The 20521-nt window shown below is 40.1% G+C and carries 14 protein-coding genes and 1 pseudogene; 10 read left to right on the plus strand and 5 right to left on the minus strand.

What is annotated here, in order from left to right; genetic code table 11:
* Positions 1-11: 11 nt before the first annotated feature.
* From ACLV7Q_RS03830 to ACLV7Q_RS03870, 9 genes are all read left to right on the plus strand, one after another.
* Entirely contained in the window at positions 12-4955 is a 4944-nt protein-coding gene (locus tag ACLV7Q_RS03830) for a hypothetical protein (RefSeq protein ID WP_411865987.1), read from the plus strand.
* Between the two features lie 267 nt (positions 4956-5222).
* Entirely contained in the window at positions 5223-6137 is a 915-nt protein-coding gene (locus ACLV7Q_RS03835; RefSeq protein WP_225904766.1) for a hypothetical protein, read from the plus strand.
* A gap of 128 nt (positions 6138-6265) precedes the next feature.
* Positions 6266-6835 (plus strand): DUF6088 family protein, encoded by a 570-nt coding sequence (locus ACLV7Q_RS03840; protein ID WP_411866015.1) that lies wholly within the window; start codon positions 6266-6268, stop codon positions 6833-6835.
* A 234-nt stretch (positions 6836-7069) separates the two neighbouring features.
* Positions 7070-8461, plus strand: coding sequence for a peptidoglycan-N-acetylglucosamine deacetylase PgdA (pgdA, locus tag ACLV7Q_RS03845; protein WP_218758064.1), 1392 nt, complete (start codon positions 7070-7072; stop codon positions 8459-8461).
* A 113-nt stretch (positions 8462-8574) separates the two neighbouring features.
* Positions 8575-9417: an aldo/keto reductase gene (locus tag ACLV7Q_RS03850; protein WP_218758065.1), complete on the plus strand. Its 843-nt coding sequence runs from the start codon at positions 8575-8577 to the stop codon at positions 9415-9417.
* A gap of 272 nt (positions 9418-9689) precedes the next feature.
* Positions 9690-10451: an elongation factor Tu gene (locus ACLV7Q_RS03855; RefSeq protein ID WP_218758066.1), complete on the plus strand. Its 762-nt coding sequence runs from the start codon at positions 9690-9692 to the stop codon at positions 10449-10451.
* 368 nt (positions 10452-10819) lie between these two features.
* On the plus strand, positions 10820-11737 hold the full coding sequence (glyQ, locus tag ACLV7Q_RS03860) for a glycine--tRNA ligase subunit alpha (protein ID WP_218758067.1): 918 nt from the start codon (positions 10820-10822) through the stop codon (positions 11735-11737).
* A gap of 211 nt (positions 11738-11948) precedes the next feature.
* Positions 11949-13985, plus strand: a complete 2037-nt coding sequence (glyS, locus tag ACLV7Q_RS03865) for a glycine--tRNA ligase subunit beta (RefSeq protein ID WP_218758068.1) — start codon at positions 11949-11951, stop codon at positions 13983-13985.
* Between the two features lie 41 nt (positions 13986-14026).
* A complete protein-coding gene (locus ACLV7Q_RS03870) occupies positions 14027-14284 on the plus strand; it encodes a DUF896 family protein (protein WP_000371284.1) in 258 nt (85 codons plus the stop codon).
* A gap of 111 nt (positions 14285-14395) precedes the next feature.
* Here ACLV7Q_RS03870 and ACLV7Q_RS03875 read toward each other — a convergent pair whose 3' ends face one another.
* The 5 genes and pseudogenes from ACLV7Q_RS03875 to ACLV7Q_RS03895 all read right to left on the minus strand — a co-directional run bounded on the left by ACLV7Q_RS03875 (position 14396) and on the right by ACLV7Q_RS03895 (position 18852).
* Complete coding sequence (locus tag ACLV7Q_RS03875; RefSeq protein WP_218758069.1) at positions 14396-15634, minus strand: NAD(P)H-dependent oxidoreductase; 1239 nt, start codon at positions 15632-15634, stop codon at positions 14396-14398.
* A gap of 18 nt (positions 15635-15652) precedes the next feature.
* Complete coding sequence (locus ACLV7Q_RS03880) at positions 15653-16258, minus strand: NADPH-dependent FMN reductase (RefSeq protein ID WP_033677008.1); 606 nt, start codon at positions 16256-16258, stop codon at positions 15653-15655.
* A 59-nt stretch (positions 16259-16317) separates the two neighbouring features.
* On the minus strand, positions 16318-17241 hold the full coding sequence (locus ACLV7Q_RS03885) for an FAD:protein FMN transferase (protein WP_218758070.1): 924 nt from the start codon (positions 17239-17241) through the stop codon (positions 16318-16320).
* The gene (locus ACLV7Q_RS03890; RefSeq protein WP_218758071.1) at positions 17211-17393 is read right to left on the minus strand and encodes a hypothetical protein; all 183 of its coding nucleotides are present in this window, start codon (positions 17391-17393) and stop codon (positions 17211-17213) included. The genes ACLV7Q_RS03885 and ACLV7Q_RS03890 overlap by 31 nt, the downstream gene beginning before the upstream one ends.
* Positions 17394-17699: 306 nt before the next feature.
* A pseudogene (locus ACLV7Q_RS03895) lies at positions 17700-18852 on the minus strand (IS30 family transposase).
* Positions 18853-19067: 215 nt separating this feature from the next.
* Here ACLV7Q_RS03895 and nox point away from each other — a divergent pair.
* Positions 19068-20447, plus strand: coding sequence for a H2O-forming NADH oxidase (gene nox / locus ACLV7Q_RS03900; RefSeq protein WP_218757973.1), 1380 nt, complete (start codon positions 19068-19070; stop codon positions 20445-20447).
* Positions 20448-20521: the final 74 nt, after the last annotated feature.

Genomic DNA, 20521 nt, shown 5'->3' on the forward strand with positions numbered 1-20521 from the left:
CTCTAGTCGCTGTGAAGCCAAAAACAGTTTATGCAATCAGTGGCGGAACTATTGAAAATGTTGATGATGCAGCTAACTTCGTAGAAGTACCGGCAGGTGTTACTTTAACTTCTGCAACGTGGAAAGATGATTCTAAACCAACAACAGAAGTTCTAGGAAGAACAACTAAAACTGTAGTGGCAAATCTAACTGGTTATGATGGTCTTGAATTAACCACCTCAGTAATTGTGTATCCAGGGGTTACTCTTCGTAAAGTGAATAACCAAGAAGTGACAACATATCATGAGGTTGTTGGTCAACCATTGACATCAGCAGTGTGGTGGACTGGAGGTAGAACGCAACCAGCTAAGCCTGATTTCTATGTAGCCTTTGAAGGTGATAAACCAGCAGGAACGACTATTGAATTTGAAGGTGGAATGCCTACAAATACAACAGCGGGACTAATCACTAAAAAAATCATTGTAACTTATCCAAATGGGGCTGGGAAATTTGAAAGAGAACTTACTTTCAGAACTTATGGTTACGAGGCGAACTATCCAACAGGAAAAGACTATTTTGAAACAGAAGTAGGAAAACCATTTACAAATGCTGGTGCTGCCTCTTATGTCAAACCAAGTAGTAATTTAACTACGCCATCAAGAACGTATATAGGATGGGGGGATGGTTTTGGTTCTTCTCCAGTACAACGCGCGCAAACAACTATAGGAGTACGAGAAGAACAGGTCAATGTTCACTATGGAACCAAGGTTGAAAGTGAGCGTGGTGACGAAACACATCGTTATACAGATCAAAACATCAAAGTAACGTTAGCGGTTAAACCAAAAGCACCAACACTTCAAGGTCAAGCAGGTACTAAACCAGCTGTTACGGTATCTAACCTACCAGAAACTTCTCAGTTAGCGACAGGATCAACTGTAAAAGTCCAACTTAAAGACGCTCAAGGCACTGTTGTCGCAGAAAAAGAAATTACAGCTGGAACAACAACAGTAACATTCGCGGCAGCTGACTACAAGAAAGACCTAACATTAGGAGAACAATTAACGACTAATGTTCTTGTTTCTGGAACATACAAGAAAACAGTAAAAACAGACAATAGAACTGAACAAGTAGACACACCTTATGCATTATCTTCAGCTAATAGTAATCAGGAAACTGTTAAAACGTATGCTGACTTCTACAGAGATCAAGTCACTTATCCAACGAATGCTGAAAAAGTGACTTATGGTAATACAGCAATCACCGATGGTAACTTTACAGATGAAGCCAAAGAGAGCTTTGCAGCTAAAATTAAAGAAGCGAATGCAAATAATAGTAACTTACCTGCAAATGTAACTTATACTAAGGGAACTACGGATGATAAGGCGAAAGTAGCTACGATTAACTTCCCAGAAGATGGTTCTACTATTGACATTTCTCATACGCAAGTAGCCAAACCAGAAGTTCCGACATTTACTAAGACGGCAGGAACTGTAGAAGATCCGAAATTAAGTGATGTGGATCGTACGATTTCTGGTACAGCCCTTGAAAGTGCTACGAAGGTTGTATTGACCTTACAAACTGGTAAAACTGTTGAAATTGACGCCAATAACGGAAAAGACCCAGCTAATCTTCAACCAGGCGAAGGTGCACTGAAAAATGGTGTCTGGACCTATAAACTTCCAGATAATACCTACTTACGTCAGACAGACCAATCTGCTGAAATAGGTTCTTCTACATTACCGGTGAAAGTAAAACAGACTGTCTTTACTGCCGAAAGCGATGAAAGCAAGATTTATGTAGCCAAAGAGCGTAATTTCGCAGGGAAAACCATTACAGCAGCTAAGGGAAGTCAAACTCTGACAGACTTGAGAGCAGATGCTCGAAAAGGTATTAGCTACACTGAAAAGAATATCGAAAAAGACTTCCCAAGTGACTTTACAGCTACATGGAAAGACGGACAGCCTGACGTTGAAACAGTTGGAACAAGAAAATATACGGTTCAATTAACTGAAACTTCTGCAACTGCCACAAATAAAGTCGGCGAATACGATGTAACGATTACAGTGACAAATCCAGCACCAGCAGCGTTGACTTATGAGAACAAGCAAAATGGTACAACTCGTATTAAGTTACCAGATGATGCGGATAAGGTTGCCTTTACAATCCCTGGCGATAACCAACTAAATACTGTGACTGTCACACATTCAGAAAGGGATGGATGGACAGTACCAGCTAACTCTGTATTTACAAAAGATGGCGACTACCTGGTTGTTAACTCGAAAGATGTTGGAGGAAACCGTAATATTACAGCTGTTGCCACTAAAGGTGATGGAAATCTTAAGAGTACAGAAACACCAACGTCAATTCCGGTGCCAACTCATGAGGTTGGAACGACTAAAATTAGCAAGGTAGTTGGTGGAGGCAACCCCACAAACGAAGAATTGCTGGATGCTGTAACCGTTGCTGATAAAGCGTCAGCAACCTTAAAAGATGGTACGACTTATCCAACTGCTCTTGGAACTCATACTATCGAAGTGGTAGTGACTTATGCAGATAACACTACAGAAATTGTCGAAGTTCCGTATGAAGTGAGATCTGCAGATAAGAGTCAACTACAAACAAGTAAGAACGCTCTTGAAACATCAATCGGAGATGTACCAGAAACAGCAGGTAAGACAGAAGCAAGTAAGAAAGCTTACGAAAACGCTAAGGCAGAAGCAGACAAAGCGCTAGCGAAAGCAAACGAAGTGCTCGCAGATACGAGTGCGACAGAAGCGCAAGTGAAAGATGCGAAAGATAAAGCAGACGCAGCTAAGACAACACTTGATGAAGCCAAAGCAGGATTAGCGAATGTCGATAAGAGTCAACTACAAACAAGTAAGAACGCTCTTGAAACATCAATCGGAGATGTACCAGAAACAGCAGGTAAGACAGAAGCAAGTAAGAAAGCTTACGAAAACGCTAAGGCAGAAGCAGACAAAGCGCTAGCGAAAGCAAACGAAGTGCTCGCAGATACGAGTGCGACAGAAGCGCAAGTGAAAGATGCGAAAGATAAAGCAGACGCAGCTAAGACAACACTTGATGAAGCCAAAGCAGGATTAGCGAATGTCGATAAGAGTCAACTACAAACAAGTAAGAACGCTCTTGAAACATCAATCGGAGATGTACCAGAAACAGCAGGTAAGACAGAAGCAAGTAAGAAAGCTTACGAAAACGCTAAGGCAGAAGCAGACAAAGCGCTAGCGAAAGCAAACGAAGTGCTCGCAGATACGAGTGCGACAGAAGCGCAAGTGAAAGATGCGAAAGATAAAGCAGACGCAGCTAAGACAACACTTGATGAAGCCAAAGCAGGATTAGCGAATGTCGATAAGAGTCAACTACAAACAAGTAAGAACGCTCTTGAAACATCAATCGGAGATGTACCAGAAACAGCAGGTAAGACAGAAGCAAGTAAGAAAGCTTACGAAAACGCTAAGGCAGAAGCAGACAAAGCGCTAGCGAAAGCAAACGAAGTGCTCGCAGATACGAGTGCGACAGAAGCGCAAGTGAAAGATGCGAAAGATAAAGCAGACGCAGCTAAGACAACACTTGATGAAGCCAAAGCAGGATTAGCGAATGTCGATAAGAGTCAACTACAAACAAGTAAGAACGCTCTTGAAACATCAATCGGAGATGTACCAGAAACAGCAGGTAAGACAGAAGCAAGTAAGAAAGCTTACGAAAACGCTAAGGCAGAAGCAGACAAAGCGCTAGCGAAAGCAAACGAAGTGCTCGCAGATACGAGTGCGACAGAAGCGCAAGTGAAAGATGCGAAAGATAAAGCAGACGCAGCTAAGACAACACTTGATGAAGCCAAAGCAGGATTAGCGAATGTCGATAAGAGTCAACTACAAACAAGTAAGAACGCTCTTGAAACATCAATCGGAGATGTACCAGAAACAGCAGGTAAGACAGAAGCAAGTAAGAAAGCTTACGAAAACGCTAAGGCAGAAGCAGACAAAGCGCTAGCGAAAGCAAACGAAGTGCTCGCAGATACGAGTGCGACAGAAGCGCAAGTGAAAGATGCGAAAGATAAAGCAGACGCAGCTAAGCAAAAACTTGACACTGCGAAAGCAGGCTTGGTAGATAAACCAACTTCTGTACCAAATAATGATGGCAACACTAACAGCGGTGCTAATACTGACGACAGTGCTAACACTAACAACGGCGGTGCTACTACCCCTGCTGACAGCAATAGCAACAGTGTGACACCGGATAACAGTGGTAACACTCCAGTCCCTGGTGTGACGACCGATGATAGTAGTAACACCACCCCTGTTACTCCGTCATCTACTGTTGGACAGGCTCAAGCAAGTACTCCAGTTCAAGAAACACCAGTTTCTACAAACACTCCAAATAATTCAGGCACTACAGTGACTCCTAGTGAGACTCGTCCTGTTGACAAGTCTGAGCTTGCTCGATTGGTTGAAGCGCTAGAAACTCGTTTGAAAGACTTGGATGCTATTGATCAATCTGTCATCGACGCTGCTAAGATCATTCTCGGAGAGGGTCAAGAAGCCCTTAGAAATGCTGACTTGACAGAGGCAGGCTTGAAAGAGATGACTGCCAAGGTCAAAGAAGCTCTCGAATCCTTGAAAGGTAAGCAAACGACTAAGGATGAAGAAACGAAAGAAACAAGCAAAGAGCAAGGTCATCTTCCATACGGTACCATGATTGGCAGCCTGCTCGCCCTTCTTGGTCTCCTTCTCTTCCTCATCGCTCGTCGCAAGAAAGAGTCAGAACTCAAGAAATTGACCAAGGAATTAACTAAGGTTCTGCAAGAAAACGACCTTACAAATGTAGATGCGAAAGTCCTCGACCAAGCACGAGAAGCTCTCGCTCAAGCAGTTGCCTTCCTAGCCAATGAGAAAGAGTCTGACCACACAGAAGATGAGTTGATTGAGAAACTCAAAGCTATTCTTGCTCAGTTAAGATAAGCGACATTTTGAAATGGAGCAAACTTACCATAGAAGCTAATACATGGCTGGATAGCGTTATCTTTTAGTACAAGTAGAAGTCTTTGATGGTAGAGTAAGATAAAGAAGAAACACGAAACAAGTGAGGTAGTTCATGAAACGGAACTGAAACTTACTAGTGTGGACTCTTGAAGGAAGTAGCGGATAGAAAGAAGTGGAGAATCCTCTTTCTATCCGTCTTTCTTCAGGAATCTATGTAAGCGCTTTAAAAATAGAAAGGGTAATGGAATGGGGAAACATGAAAGTAGAAAAAACAAACCTATTTTATTAGTAGGGAATGGAATCAATAGATTATTTGCAAACGAGTCAGAAGATGATGATTCCTTTAATGTAGAAAAGTTTAGAGGCGAAAAAGAATCTGAGAAATGCTCACTACATGCTGAGATAAGCGAGTCTTTGCGTTTTCCAATGAGGATTTCAGTATTCTATAAGGGGAAAGAAGAAACTGTCGCACAGGAACTAACTGATTTTTTGAAGGATAAGATGACGATTTCAAAAAGGAAGAAAGAGTTTCTTGAGGATTTATTAAACTTAGAAGTAGAGAATATTTTGACGACGAATGACAGCTTTGAGTTTGAAAAAACAATTTGTACTAATCCATCTATTGGAAAAATCTTAAATCTATATGGATATGGGAAGGAGGGTGAAATCAGTAAAAAGGAGAGGGAGCTAGGAATCTATCAGTATATAAAATTAGGTGATCGAAAAAAACTATGGCATATACATGGAATAGCAACCAGAAAAAATTCTATTATACTAGGACAATATCATTATGGCTATTTGCTTTCGCAAGTGATAGGATATACGTCTGAGTTATTAAGGAGATGGAATTCTAAAAATGATTTTTATCATCATTCATGGATTGATTGTTTTGTAAGCAATGATGTTCATATCCTTGGATTTGCTTTCGATTTAGCTGAAATCGATTTGTGGTGGCTACTCGCATACAAGAAGAAACATTTTGAATTTACAAAGGTGTATTTTTACTCGAAAGTTGGAGATTTAGATGTTACTGTGAGAATACTCTTGTGTACATATGGCGTTATTATAAAAGAAATAAATACGGCTGACTATCATGATTTTTATAATCAAGCGATTACTGAAATAAGAAATAGGATAAAAATGGATAGAGATGTTACATAAGAAATTGTAAGAGGTCTGTTCCCTCTTGATAAAATAACTCCCATTTGACTTTTTGCGCCAAAAATAGCATCATATTCGGTGCAAAGGAGGCGTGATAGATGAACTATGAGTAGGAAATAGTAAATAGGATAGAAAATTTTGAATCGAATCAAGTTTTTATAGCAAATGATTTCTTTGAAATTGCAGGATATGAAACTGTTCGTAGTACATTAAATCGTCTTATAAAAGATAAAAAGGTTACTCGCATTTTGAAAGGTATTTATTATAAACCAAAATATATAGAACTGACTGGAGAGTATGCAATGGCGTCTGTGGATGAAGTTGCTGATGCTATTGCTAGAAAATATAATTGGACCATTGCTCCATCGGGAAACACAGCCCTTAATTTAATTGGTTTAGCTACGCAGGTACCAGCAAAATGGACCTATATATCAGATGGAAGATATGCCAGTTTTAATGTTGGTAAGGCAAGGATAGAATTTAAGCATAGAAATAATGGAGATATTTCAAATATGTCAACCTTAACTGCAATGGTGATACAATCTGTCAAGGCAATGGGGAAAGAGAATATTACTTCTCAGCAGATTGACTACTTACGGAAAAAATTATCTGAAGAAGAAAAGTCAACATTACTAGCTGAAGGTAAAACTACAAGTGTCTGGGTATATAGTATTATCAAGAAAATATCAGAGGTATAGGGATGTTTGAGGATAAATCGACTGGGAAAAATAAATCAATTTTTCAGAATGTTTTTAGAAGTCACGGTGTCTATTCTAGCTTCAATCCACTAGAAATTCCATAGATAGAAAACTAGATGGTTCCTACAGATAGGGCTGATCGAGTTGATGTGAGATGATTTGGCTTGCTAGAGGAATTGAGGATTGCCAAACTGTATCATTGAAATTATTGCTCAAATTTGTTATGATATAAATATGAATAAAAGTAGACTGGGACGTGGCAGACACGGGAAAAAGAGACATGTATTATTGGCTTTGATTGGTATTTTAGCAATTTCTATTTGCTTATTAGGCGGATTTATTGCTTTTAAAATGTATCAGCAAAAAAGTTTTGAGCAAAAGATTGAATCGCTCAAAAAAGAGAAAGATGATCAATTGAGTGAGGGAAATCAGAAGGAGCATTTTCGTAAGGGTCAAACCGAAGTGATTGCCTATTATCCTCTCCAAGGGGAGCAAGTGATTTCCTCTGTTAAGGAGCTGATAAATCAAGATATTAAGGACAAGCTAGAAAGTAAGGACAATCTTGTTTTCTACTATACAGAGCAAGAAGAGTCAGGTTTAAAGGGAGTCGTCAATCGTAATGCAACCAAACAAATCTATGATTTAGTTGATTTTAAGGTTGAAGAGACTGAAAAGACCAGCCTAGGAAAGGTTCACTTAACAGAAGATGGGCAACCTTTTACACTTGACCAACTGTTTTCAGATGCTAGTAAGGCTAAGGAACAGCTGATAAAAGAATTGACCTCCGTCCTAGAGGATAAGAAAATAGAGCAAGACCAGAGTGAGCAGATTGTAAAAAGCTTCTCTGACCAAGACTTATCTGCATGGAATTTTGATTACAAGGATAGTCAGATTATCCTTTATCCAAGTCCTGTGGTTGAAAATTTAGAAGAGATAGCCTTGCCAGTATCTGCTTTCTTTGATGTTATCCAATCTTCGTACTTACTTGAAAAAGACGCAGCATTGTACCAGTCTTACTTTGATAAGAAACATCAAAAAGTTGTCGCTCTAACCTTTGATGATGGTCCAAATTCAGCAACGACCCCGCAGGCATTAGAGACTCTAGCTAAATATGGTGTTAAAGCCACTTTCTTTGTGCTTGGGAAAAATGTTTCTGGGAATGAGGACTTGGTGAAAAGGATAAAATCTGAAGGTCATGTTGTTGGAAACCATAGTTGGAGCCATCCGATTCTCTCGCAACTTTCTCTTGATGAAGCTAAAAAGCAGATTACTGATACTGAGGATGTGCTAACTAAAGTGCTGGGTTCTAGTTCCAAACTCATGCGTCCGCCTTATGGAGCTATTACAGATGATATTCGCAATAGCTTGGATTTGAGCTTTATCATGTGGGATGTGGATAGTCTGGACTGGAAGAGTAAAAATGAAGCATCTATTTTGACAGAAATTCAGCATCAAGTAGCTAACGGCTCTATCGTTCTGATGCATGATATTCACAGTCCGACAGTCAATGCCTTGCCAAGGGTCATTGAGTATTTGAAAAATCAGGGTTATACCTTTGTGACCATACCAGAGATGCTCAATACTCGCCTAAAACCTCATGAACTGTATTATAGTCGTGATGAATAAGCAAGAAAAAATAGGTCTGTCAGATATGTGATAGACTTATTTTTTACAAAAGATAGTACTAATTAGCAAAAAAATTATGCTATAAATGATAAATAAAATAGAAGGAGAAGCATATGAATACCTATCAATTAAATAATGGAGTAGAAATTCCAGTATTAGGATTTGGAACTTTTAAGGCTAAGGATGGAGAAGAAGCCTATGGTGCAGTGTTAGAGGCCTTAAAGGCTGGTTATCGTCATATTGATACGGCGGCGATTTATCAGAATGAAGAAAGTGTTGGTCAAGCAATCAAAGATAGCGGAGTTCCACGAGAGGAATTGTTCGTAACTACCAAGCTTTGGAATAGTCAGCAAACTTATGAGCAAGCTCGTCAGGCTTTTGAAGAGTCTTTAGAGAACCTGGGCTTGGAATATTTGGATTTGTATTTGATTCATTGGCCGAACCCAAAACCGCTCAGAGAAAATGACGCATGGAAAACTCGCAATGCAGAAGTTTGGAGAGCTATGGAAGACCTCTATCAAGAAGGGAAAATCCGTGCTATCGGCGTTAGCAATTTTCTTCCCCATCATTTGGATGCCTTGCTTGAAACAGCAAAAATTCTTCCTGCGGTCAATCAAGTTCGCTTGGCGCCAGGTGTGTATCAAGAGAAAGTCGTAGCTTACTGTAGAGAAAAAGGAATTTTATTGGAAGCTTGGGGACCTTTTGGTCAGGGAGAACTTTTTGATAGCAAGGAAGTGCAAGAAATAGCAACAAATCACGGAAAATCGGTTGCTCAGATAGCCTTGGCCTGGAGCTTGGCAGAAGGATTTTTACCGCTTCCAAAATCTGTCACAGCCTCTCGTATTCAGGCTAATCTTGATTGTTTCGGAATTGAACTGAGTCACGAGGAGCGTGAAATCTTAAAAGCGATTGCTGTTCAATCTGGTGCTCCACGAGTTGATGATATGGATTTCTAGAAAATCATAAAAAGAATTGTACATTATTCTAATTTTTGATATAATAGTCAGCAGGAAAGAAAGTCTTATGGCGTTCTTCAAGCGAGCTTGGGATAGTGGGAGCCAAGTAGGGCAAAATAATGAGCTGGCGCTTTCTGTCGTATTTTAAAAAACAATGAAGTAATAAATTAGGGTGGAACCGCGTTTCTGACGCCCCTAGGTTAAATCAACCTAGGATTGTCAGATGTGGTTCTTTTGCTTATTCAGTCTATTGTGTGAAAGAAAGGAGAGACGTGGAAAACCTTTATCTTGTAAAAGACGATAGTCAACTAGCTGCATTTCGTGATTTTGTAGTAATAAATACTGAAAAGTTGAAAGATTATCAATCTTTTTTAAAGAATGAACTTGCAGTCTGTGATTTACCGCAAGCCGTTATTTGGTCAAGTTTTAGTGCTGCTACACAGATTATTAGGGAAAGTACTGTTCCAGCCTATACAAATAATAGACGAATGGTTATGACGCCTGATTTAGCTGTTTGGAAAGAGTTGTATTTGTATCAGTTGATGGACTACGAGTGTTCTGAGCAAACTCAAGCAATAGAAAGTCACTATCATTCTTTATCTGAAAATTTCCTCTTACAGATTGTAGGACATGAGTTAGCTCATTGGTCGGAGCATTTTTTAGATGATTTTGATGGTTATGACTCTTATATCTGGTTCGAAGAGGGGATGGTTGAATATATTAGTCGCAAGTATTTCTTGACAGAAGAGGAATTTCAAGCGGAAAAAATTTGTAATCAATCTCTAGTAGAACTTTTTCAGAAGAAGTATGGTTGGCATTCATTGAATGATTTTGGTTCTTCGACTTATGATAAGAACTATGCAAGTATTTTTTACGAATACTGGCGTAGTTTTTTGACAATAGATAAGTTGGTAGAAAATCTAGGTAGTGTACAAGCGGTCTTCGATTCTTATCATCTATGGGCAAATACAGATAAAACTCTTCCCTTGTTGAATTGGTTTGTTCAGCAGAAGTTAATTGAAAAAGAAATATAAAAACTAAAGGAGTAAATAATATCTAAAAAATTGACTTTCCACTGCGTCAATGGCAGAAACCTCCTTACAGTCGGACTGCCCCACGCTCAGCACTAGAGTGCCTGAGCTAGACGCAGTACTAACTCGTCTTGCCTCGTATAATCGACGAGGCAGACTCGTGTCGCAAGAAATCATTTTTTATTAAGGAGTAAATAATGTCTAAAAAATTGACTTTCCACTGCGTCAGTGGCAGAAACCTCCTTACAGTCGGACTGCCCCACGCTCAGCACTATAATGCCTGAGCTAGACGCAGTACTAACTCGTCTTGCCTCGTATGATCGACGAGGCAGACTCGTGTCGCAAGTAATTTATAGAAAAAGGAGTAAAAAATGTCTAAAAAATTGACTTTCCAGGAAATCATCCTTACTTTGCAACAATTTTGGAATGACCAAGGTTGTATGCTTATGCAGGCTTATGACAACGAAAAAGGTGCGGGAACAATGAGTCCTTACACTTTCCTTCGTGCTATCGGACCTGAGCCATGGAATGCAGCTTATGTAGAGCCATCACGTCGTCCTGCTGACGGTCGTTATGGGGAAAATCCGAACCGTCTTTACCAACACCACCAATTCCAGGTGGTCATGAAGCCATCTCCATCAAACATTCAAGAGCTTTACCTTGAGTCTTTAGAAAAATTGGGAATCAATCCGTTGGAGCATGATATTCGTTTCGTTGAGGATAACTGGGAAAATCCATCAACTGGTTCAGCTGGTCTTGGTTGGGAAGTTTGGCTTGATGGGATGGAAATTACTCAGTTCACTTATTTCCAACAAGTCGGTGGATTGGCAACTGGCCCTGTGACTGCGGAAGTTACCTATGGTTTGGAGCGTTTGGCTTCTTACATTCAAGAAGTAGACTCTGTCTATGATATCGAGTGGTCTGATGGTGTAAAATACGGAGAAATCTTCATCCAGCCTGAGTACGAGCATTCAAAATATTCATTTGAAATTTCGGATCAAGAAATGTTGCTGGAAAACTTTGATAAGTTTGAAAAAGAGGCTGGTCGTGCCTTGGAAGAAGGCTTGGTGCACCCTGCCTATGACTATGTTCTCAAATGTTCACATACCTTTAACCTGCTTGATGCGCGTGGTGCCGTATCTGTAACAGAGCGCGCAGGCTATATCGCTCGTATCCGTAACCTAGCCCGTGTCGTAGCCAAAACCTTTGTCGCAGAACGCAAACGCCTAGGCTACCCACTTTTAGATGAAGCAACACGAGCTAAACTCCTAGCAGAAGACGCAGAATAAAGAGAGTGAGAAATTACGAAAATGGGCGAACAGAGTGAGCCCTGAGCCAGTTGCCGCAGTGATGAAGGTATCCTTAGTGAAACTAAGGATACTAGGCAAAATTGGAGACTTTTGGCTCCAATTTTAGCAATGAAACAACGAAGTTGGTTGCTTGTGTGCCCATCACATAAGGCAAACTGGAAAATAAAAAGATATTTTTCGGAGAAAAAACATGACAAAAAACTTATTAGTAGAACTCGGTCTTGAAGAATTACCAGCCTATGTTGTCACACCAAGTGAAAAACAACTAGGCGAAAAAATGGCAGCCTTCCTCAAGGAAAACCGCTTGTCTTTTGAAGCTATTCAGACCTTCTCAACCCCACGTCGTTTGGCTGTTCGTGTGACGGGTCTTGCAGACAAACAGTCTGATTTGACAGAAGATTTCAAGGGTCCAGCAAAGAAAATTGCCTTGGATAGTGATGGAAACTTTACCAAAGCAGCTCAAGGATTCGTCCGTGGGAAAGGCTTGACGGTTGAAGATATCGAATTTCGTGAAATCAAGGGTGAAGAATATGTCTATGTCACTAAGGAAGAAATTGGTCAAGCAGTTGAAGCCATTGTTCCTGGTGTTGTGGATGTCTTGAAGTCACTGACTTTCCCTGTCAGCATGCATTGGGCTGGAAATAGCTTTGAATACATTCGTCCTGTTCACACTTTAACCGTTCTTTTAGATGAAGAAGAGTTTGATTTGGATTTCCTTGATATCAAGGGAGGTCGTGTGAGCCGTGGTCATCGTTTCTTGGGGAAAGAAACCAAAATTCAGTCAGCATTGAGCTATGAAGAAGACCTTCGTAAGCAGTATGTAATCGCAGATCCACGTGAACGCGAGCAAATGATTGTTGACCAAATTAAGGCAATCGAAGTTGAACACAGTGTACGTATCGAAATTGATGCTGACTTGCTGAATGAAGTCTTGAACTTGGTTGAATACCCAACTGCCTTCATGGGAAGTTTTGATGCCAAATACCTTGAAGTTCCAGAAGAAGTCTTAGTGACTTCAATGAAAGAACACCAACGGTACTTTGTTGTCCGTGATCAAGATGGCAAGCTCTTGCCAAACTTCATTTCTGTTCGTAATGGAAACGCAGAGTATTTGGAAAATGTCATCAAAGGAAATGAAAAAGTTTTGGTAGCCCGCTTGGAAGACGGAGAATTCTTCTGGCGAGAAGATCAAAAATTGGTTATTTCTGACCTTGTTGAAAAATTAAACAATGTGACCTTCCATGAGAAAATCGGTTCCCTTCGTGAACACATGATTCGTACGGGTCAAATCGCTGTACTTTTGGCAGAAAAAGCAGGCTTGTCAGCGGATGAAACGATTGACCTAGTCCGTGCAGCAGCCATTTACAAGTTTGACTTGTTGACAGGTATGGTTGGTGAATTTGACGAGCTCCAAGGAATTATGGGTGAAAAATATGCCCTTCTTGCTGGGGAAACTCCAGCGGTAGCAGCTGCTATTCGTGAACACTACATGCCTACATCAGCTGAAGGAGAACTTCCAGAGAGCAAGGTTGGTGCAGTGCTTGCTATTGCAGATAAATTGGATACGATTTTGAGTTTCTTCTCAGTAGGTTTGATTCCATCAGGTTCTAATGACCCGTATGCCCTTCGTCGCGCGACCCAAGGTGTGGTTCGTATCTTGGATGCCTTTGGTTGGCATATTGCTATGGATGAGCTGATTGATAGCCTTTATGCTTTGAAATTTGACAGCTTGACTTATGAAAATAAGGCAGAAGTGATGGACTTTATCAAGGCTCGTGTTGATAAGATGATGGGTTCTACTCCAAAAGACATCAAGGAAGCAGTTCTTGCAGGATCAAACTTTGTTGTGGCGGATATGTTGGAAGCAGCAAGTGCTCTCGTAGAAGCAAGCAAGGAAGAAGACTTTAAACCATCTGTTGAATCACTTTCTCGTGCCTTTAACTTGGCTGAGAAGGCAGAAGGAGTAGCTACAGTTGATTCAGCTCTCTTTGAAAATGAAGAAGAGAAAGCCTTGGCAGAAGCAGTAGAATCACTTGTTTTGTCAGGGACTGCAAGTCAACAATTGAAACAGCTCTTTGCGCTTAGCCCTGTCATCGATGCCTTCTTTGAGAATACTATGGTTATGGCTGAAGATCAGACTGTTCGACAAAATCGTTTGGCAATCTTGTCGCAATTAACCAAGAAAGCAGCTAAACTTGCACGTTTTAACCAAATTAACACTAAATAAAATTTGATAAACAGGCTTTATCTTACCACAAAGGAGAAGAAATGGATCCGAAAAAAATCGCTCGTATCAACGAGCTTGCTAAAAAGAAAAAAGCAGAAGGCTTGACACCGGAAGAAAAAGTGGAACAAGCCAAACTACGTGAGGAGTACATCGAAGGTTATCGTCGCACTGTTCGTCACCATATTGAAGGAATCAAAATTGTTGACGAAGAAGGAAACGATGTTACACCAGAGAAACTACGTCAAGTCCAACGTGAAAAAGGGTTACATGGCCGTAGTCTCGATGACCCAAATTCATAATAAGTATTCTTTCTTTTAATAAAGATAGATGAAATAATACCAAAAGACTAGCAGACACAAACTGCTAGTCTTTTGTCACTTAAAAAGGAACCATAACGGTTCCTAAAATTATTAGTAACTTGCACCGGCTGTAGCATCTGCGCCACCACCGTGACCTCCAGCATCACCTGCATCAGAAGCTCCAGATGTAGCATCTGCTCCGCCATGTCCTCCAGCAGGAGTTGCTGCATTTCCACCAACTAGACGTTGACCAGTTGTTTCCAAGTACCAATCGAGCCATGGTTGGAAATTAAAGATAATCTCATTGATTCCAGCATATGAACCGTCTGGATAGTACATTGCTTGGTAATTGTGGGTATTGATAACGCCTTCTGGTGTTCTCGGCACAATTGTACGGACATATTCTTGGTCCCCATTACGCAGTACGCCGACAACCCATTCAACGTTTTTCATTCTAGAGTCTGGCAATGAACCGTGTACAGTTCCTAAACGGTTTCCTGATTGAGCACGTACACGTTTACCAAACATTGTATTTGGATCTTGGTGTGCGTTATTAAAGTACAAGAATTGGTTATTATCATCTGCAAATGTCAACTCAAATGGCATTGCTTTCAAGAACATGTCAATTTGGTTAACTGTTAAGATACCGTGGTCTAATTTAACGTAAGTATCTCCAGAAACAGCTCCAACAAGCTCAGCTGCTTTTTCTACCCATTCAGGATCATCTGGATCAACACCTTGGATGGTAGTTGCAATTGAATTTGTACAATATAAATCTTCTGGTTCAATTGGTTTTGGTTTTTTCAATTTTGAAACGACTCCCACATATTTTACAAAGTTGTCCAAGCATGTTTCAAGGAAATTAACAGTTCCTTCATTTATGATATTCCCATTAACATCAAAAGCTTCTTTGGCTTTACCAAGAAGGAATTCATTTCCTGGAAGCGTATAGGCATTGACACCTGGAGCGTCAAGAATCTTACGAAGGTGAACTTGGGCGCGAGAAGTACCTTGGTCGTAGTAAGAAGCACCCACAATCATGACTGGCTTGTTTTCAAATGGATGAACTTCATATGAAAGCCATTCAAGAACAGATTTTAGAGAAGCTGAGATTGTATGGTTGTGCTCAGGCGTAGCAATGATAACACCATCAGCACGAGTAATTTTGTTATATAAATAACGTAATTGGAAACTTTCGTCCCATTTTTCGTCTTGGTTAAACATTGGAACTTCATCAATTTCGAGGACTTCTAATTCAAATTTGAGTTTGAAGTGACGACGGATGAATTCCAAGAGTTTACGGTTATATGATTGATCGTAGTTTGATCCTACAAGTCCAACAAATTTCATTCTTTTTGGTCTCCTATCTTACAAATTTTCCCAGTCAAAGTCTTCAGCATCTTTGCGAAGTAGGGCTTGTGCGTTGCGCAATTTTTCTGTAATTTTTACAAAGATACGGAAGTCGTCAAAAGTGGCATCTAATTTTTTGATAACATCAAGATCCACTAGATCTCCACTTGGATTGAAGGCTTGAAGAGAATGTGAAAGCAAGAATTCATCTGGAAGGACACTTGCTTTGATTTCTGGAGCATTCAAGATTTGGCGAAGTTGCATTTGAGCACGTGATGAACCGAGTGTACCGTAAGAAGCACCTGTAATCATGATTGGTTTGTTCAAAAGTGGGTAAATACCATAAGACAACCAAGCAAGAGCACTCATCAAAACAGCTGGGATAGAGTGATCATACTCAGGAGTACCGATAATAACGCCATCTGCCTCTTCGATTTTAGCAGCAATTTCCAATATTTCAGCAGGTACTTGCTTGTCAGCTGGTTTATTGAAGACAGGAATGTCTTTGATTTCAACAAGTTCAATTTCAGCTTTGTCAGCAAAATGTTTTTGCATGTATTGAAGCAATTGACGGTTTGTAGAACGTTTTGAATTTGTTCCAACAATAGCAATAAGTTTTAACATGAGATTTCCTTTCTCTTTTTACATAATACGATTTTAAAACTCCATTGAAACAGTTGTTTCTATAGAGTAGGAATTCCTGAAGAACAACTTAGGTGACCTTCCTTATCAATCAGAATCGCTTCGATGCCCTCCAAACTTTCGACTTGCCAGAGGATAGCAGCAGGTCTTTCTCCAAAGAGTCGAGTTGTCCAGATTTCGCCATCAACTGATTTATCAGAGATGATTGTGAGACTCGCTAGCTCCGTTTCAACAGGATATCCTGTTTGACTGTCAAAAATGTGATGGTAATCTTGTCCATCGACGGTCAGGTGACGTTCATAAATACCTGAAGTCACGACAGATTGATTGACAACAGGAATGGTCATTAAGTGATTTCCCCTCGGATTGGCCGGGTCTTGAATCCCGATTTGCCAAGGCTGATTTCCTCTTGCCTGATTTTTTCCAATGGTCAGGATATTCCCTCCCAGATTGATCAAGGCAGAAGTCACACCCTCTTTTCTCAGAAATTGGGCAACCTTATCCGCACTATAACCCTTGGCTAAACAACCAAGATCGATCTTCATTCCTTTCTGTTTCAAGAACACAGTGGAAGCAGAAGAATCTAACTCGATATCATGAGGATTGATTAAAGGTAGCACCGCTTCAATTTCTTGAGGTTGGGCCACTTTGGCATCTGAAAAACCGATGCGCCAGGTTTGAATCAAGGGACCAATGCTGATATTGAGGTGGCTAGAGGGCGCTAGGCTATGATCTAACCCAAGTGAAATCAGTTCAAACAGGTCTGGATGAACCTTGACTGGAGCTATTCCAGCTTGATGATTGATTTCCATCAACTCAGATTCTTGACTATTGGCATTGAAGCGGTATTCTAGCTCTCTGAGTAAATCAAAGGATTTCTGGAGCAAGATATCTGCTCGCTCATCTACTAATGAAATAGTGATAGTAGTCCCCATTAGCCGTTCGGAATGTGAACTAAGAGGCAAGCTACCAACTCCTTTCTCTTATAGAAAATAAGTTGTAATATCAAATAATTATCTAAATTGAAGCCCTTACATTTTATTTTCATGTTATTAGAATACCATAAAGTTAGATTTTCTACAAATGAAATTTGGAAAAAGTCAAGAAATATGCTCACAAAAATTCATTAGTCTTGAAAACAGGATAAATGGGGAATTATTTTTGATAAAAAGCTAAATTCCCAAACTAAGTTCCACCGCTCATCCAAGTGGAAGTTAGTCTGATAAAAATCGTAAAAACCAGTGGAAATCCGTGTCAGGGTAAGTTCCACTGGTTTTAAACATGCTTGATTTTATAGCTTTTGTAGCCGAAAGGAATCGAAAAAAAGAGCGCACAAAATCCCCTCATCTGAAAGCGTTTCAGATTAAGTTCCGCTAGGGTGGAAGTTAGTGTGAGACGTTTGAATGGGGTTAAAGATTAGTTTTTAGAACTTATGTTGAAGTAATGTAGACGACTGGCAGACGTCTTCTGCAGGTATTTTAGAAATACCGAGAAGCTTAGGAATCTCTTCTCCATAGGTAAAGGTAAAGAGTTCATAGGATGACTTTCCATTTAAAGCAGCACGTTTGACGCTGTTGACATGAGAGCAGACGAGATTGATGTCCTCTTGAGTTAAATTGTCAAAAGAAGTTCCCTTAGGTAGAATGTCGCGAATTAGCGTGTGATTTTTCTCAATTCTGCTTTTCTGGTCAGAGCGATTAGGGTCACAAAAGAAGAGTTTACTCTCTCCTCGCACATCCATTTCGATGTCATCAACCCTTGCAAACTCTCCACCATTATCGGTAAGAATGACAGGAAAGAGTTGACAGAAATCTTTATCAGCTTGGTGAAGAGTGTTCTTGATGTCATAGAGGTGTTTGGTAACCTCAAGGGCAGTTTTATTATCCAGCAGTCTAGCGAAGATAAAGTTACAGAAAGAGAGATTGAAGGTGAGTAGGACTTTACCTCCCATCCTGCCCAGGACTGTATCCATTTCTAGCCAAGAGTCTAGTTGATTCAGTGCTAAATAGTTTTGGAAATCCTCATAGGAACGGCCTTTTTTAGCTTCTTTAGGGATGGAAGGTAGCTTACTTTTTCTTCTTTCTTTGAATTTAACGGCTCTGGCTAGGTCAATAGGAGCGATAGATAGGTATCCTTTTCGGATGTGCCGATAGACAGTTGAGGAGCTGACATCAAGGTTATGGATAGATGTGTTGTCCCTTTTTAACCCCATCAGAAATGACTTTGTCCATGTCCCAGAAGGTCTTGGAATTGAGGGGAGTTCCTTCACGAGATTCAACAAGAGTTTGTTCGTACTGTTTTTGAGCTTGTTTAGCGAGGTAGAAGATCTTCTTATAGCCACAGTTTTGTCTTCTTTTAGGGCAGCCATTACAGACAAAGGGCGCTTTGTCGAGTAGAGGGCAAGGAAGGTTGTTAGAGGTAGAGTATCTAATTTGTTTGTTTCGTTTGACTTCTTTGGAAACAGTAGTTGGGTCTTTTAGAATGGATTGTCCGATAGCTTTGAAGGTTTCACTGCGCTCTAAGTCTAGTTGGATATCGTTACGGTCTGAAAGGGTAAGGTGTTTATGTTTTGTCATAGTGAGCCTCATTTCTAATTCAAACGTCTCACACTTAATTCCACCATAAAAATCCGTTTTAGACTAATTTCCACTTCGGTCAGGCAAGTGGAAGTTACTTTGAGAAGTTACGTTTTTGATAAAAAATGCTGAAATAATAGTAAACCACTTGTAAACGCTAACAGTAAATGGTATACTAGTAGAGTAAATTTAAAATTGAAGGCAGGAAATTTTTTATGAGTAAAATCGTTGTAGTCGGTGCGAACCACGCTGGTACAGCATGTATCAATACCATGTTGGATAATTTTGGAAATGAGAACGAAATTGTTGTATTTGACCAAAACTCTAACATCTCTTTCCTAGGATGTGGAATGGCCCTTTGGATCGGTGAACAAATTGACGGTGCTGAAGGCTTGTTCTATTCTGATAAAGAAAAATTGGAAGCTAAAGGTGCTAAAGTTTACATGAACTCACCTGTTCTTTCAATCGACTATGATAACAAAGTAGTTACAGCGGAAGTTGAAGGAAAAGAGCACAAAGAATCATACGAAAAATTGATTTTCGCTACAGGTTCTACACCAATCTTGCCACCAATCGAAGGTGTTGAAATTGTTAAAGGAAACCGCGAATTTAAAGCAACTCTTGAAAATGTACAATTCGTGAAATTGTACCAAAATGCTGAAGAAGTTATCAATAAACTTGCTGATAAGAGCCAACACCTTGACCGTATCGCCGTTGTTGGTGGTGGTTACATCGGTGTTGAACTTGCTGAAGCTTTTGAGCGTCTTGGAAAAGAGGTTGTCCTTGTTGACATCGTAGATACTGTCTTGAACGGTTACTATGACAAAGACTTCACACAAATGATGGCGAAGAACTTGGAAGACCACAACATCCGCTTGGCGCTTGGTCAAACTGTTAAAGCAATTGAGGGTGACGGTAAAGTTGAACGCTTGGTAACAGACAAAGAAACATTTGATGTGGATATGGTTGTTCTTGCAGTTGGTTTCCGTCCAAATACAGCTCTTGCTGACGGTAAGATTGAGCTCTTCCGTAACGGTGCCTTCCTTGTAGATAAGAAACAAGAAACTTCACTTCCAGGTGTATTTGCAGTTGGTGACTGTGCGACTGTCTATGATAATGCTCGTAAAGACACTAGCTATATTGCCCTTGCTTCAAATGCTGTTCGTACTGGTATCGTTGGTGCCTACAACGCTTGTGGACATGAATTGGAAGGAATCGGTGTTCAAGGTTCAAATGGTATCTCAATTTACGGTCTTCACATGGTTTCAACTGGTTTGACTCTTGAAAAAGCTAAAGCTGCTGGTTACAACGCAACTGAAACAGGCTTTAACGATCTTCAAAAACCAGAATTCATGAAGCATGACAACCATGAAGTTGCCATCAAGATTGTCTTTGACAAAGATAGCCGTGAAATTCTTGGTGCACAAATGGTTTCACACGATTCTGCAATCAGCATGGGAATCCACATGTTCTCACTTGCTATCCAAGAGCATGTAACAATTGATAAATTGGCATTGACAGACCTCTTCTTCTTGCCACACTTTAACAAACCATACAACTACATTACAATGGCTGCACTTACAGCTGAAAAATAATATTTGATGATCTATCTGGCCTTAAGTTGAGGTCAGATAGTTTTTTAGATAATCTGTCCCCATACAATTACAGT

The sequence above is a fragment of the Streptococcus mitis genome, from assembly GCF_965111725.1.
Taxonomy (GTDB): domain Bacteria; phylum Bacillota; class Bacilli; order Lactobacillales; family Streptococcaceae; genus Streptococcus; species Streptococcus mitis_DV.

What these genes read in the sequence shown, in the direction of transcription:
- ACLV7Q_RS03835 (WP_225904766.1), top strand. Translation starts at nt 5,223, where the DNA reads ATGGGGAAACATGAAAGTAGAAAAAACAAACCTATTTTATTAGTAGGG.
- pgdA (WP_218758064.1), top strand. Translation starts at nt 7,070, where the DNA reads ATGAATAAAAGTAGACTGGGACGTGGCAGACACGGGAAAAAGAGACAT.
- ACLV7Q_RS03850 (WP_218758065.1), top strand. Translation starts at nt 8,575, where the DNA reads ATGAATACCTATCAATTAAATAATGGAGTAGAAATTCCAGTATTAGGA.
- glyQ (WP_218758067.1), top strand. Translation starts at nt 10,820, where the DNA reads ATGTCTAAAAAATTGACTTTCCAGGAAATCATCCTTACTTTGCAACAA.
- glyS (WP_218758068.1), top strand. Translation starts at nt 11,949, where the DNA reads ATGACAAAAAACTTATTAGTAGAACTCGGTCTTGAAGAATTACCAGCC.
- ACLV7Q_RS03870 (WP_000371284.1), top strand. Translation starts at nt 14,027, where the DNA reads ATGGATCCGAAAAAAATCGCTCGTATCAACGAGCTTGCTAAAAAGAAA.
- ACLV7Q_RS03875 (WP_218758069.1), bottom strand. Translation starts at nt 15,634, where the DNA reads ATGAAATTTGTTGGACTTGTAGGATCAAACTACGATCAATCATATAAC.
- ACLV7Q_RS03880 (WP_033677008.1), bottom strand. Translation starts at nt 16,258, where the DNA reads ATGTTAAAACTTATTGCTATTGTTGGAACAAATTCAAAACGTTCTACA.
- nox (WP_218757973.1), top strand. Translation starts at nt 19,068, where the DNA reads ATGAGTAAAATCGTTGTAGTCGGTGCGAACCACGCTGGTACAGCATGT.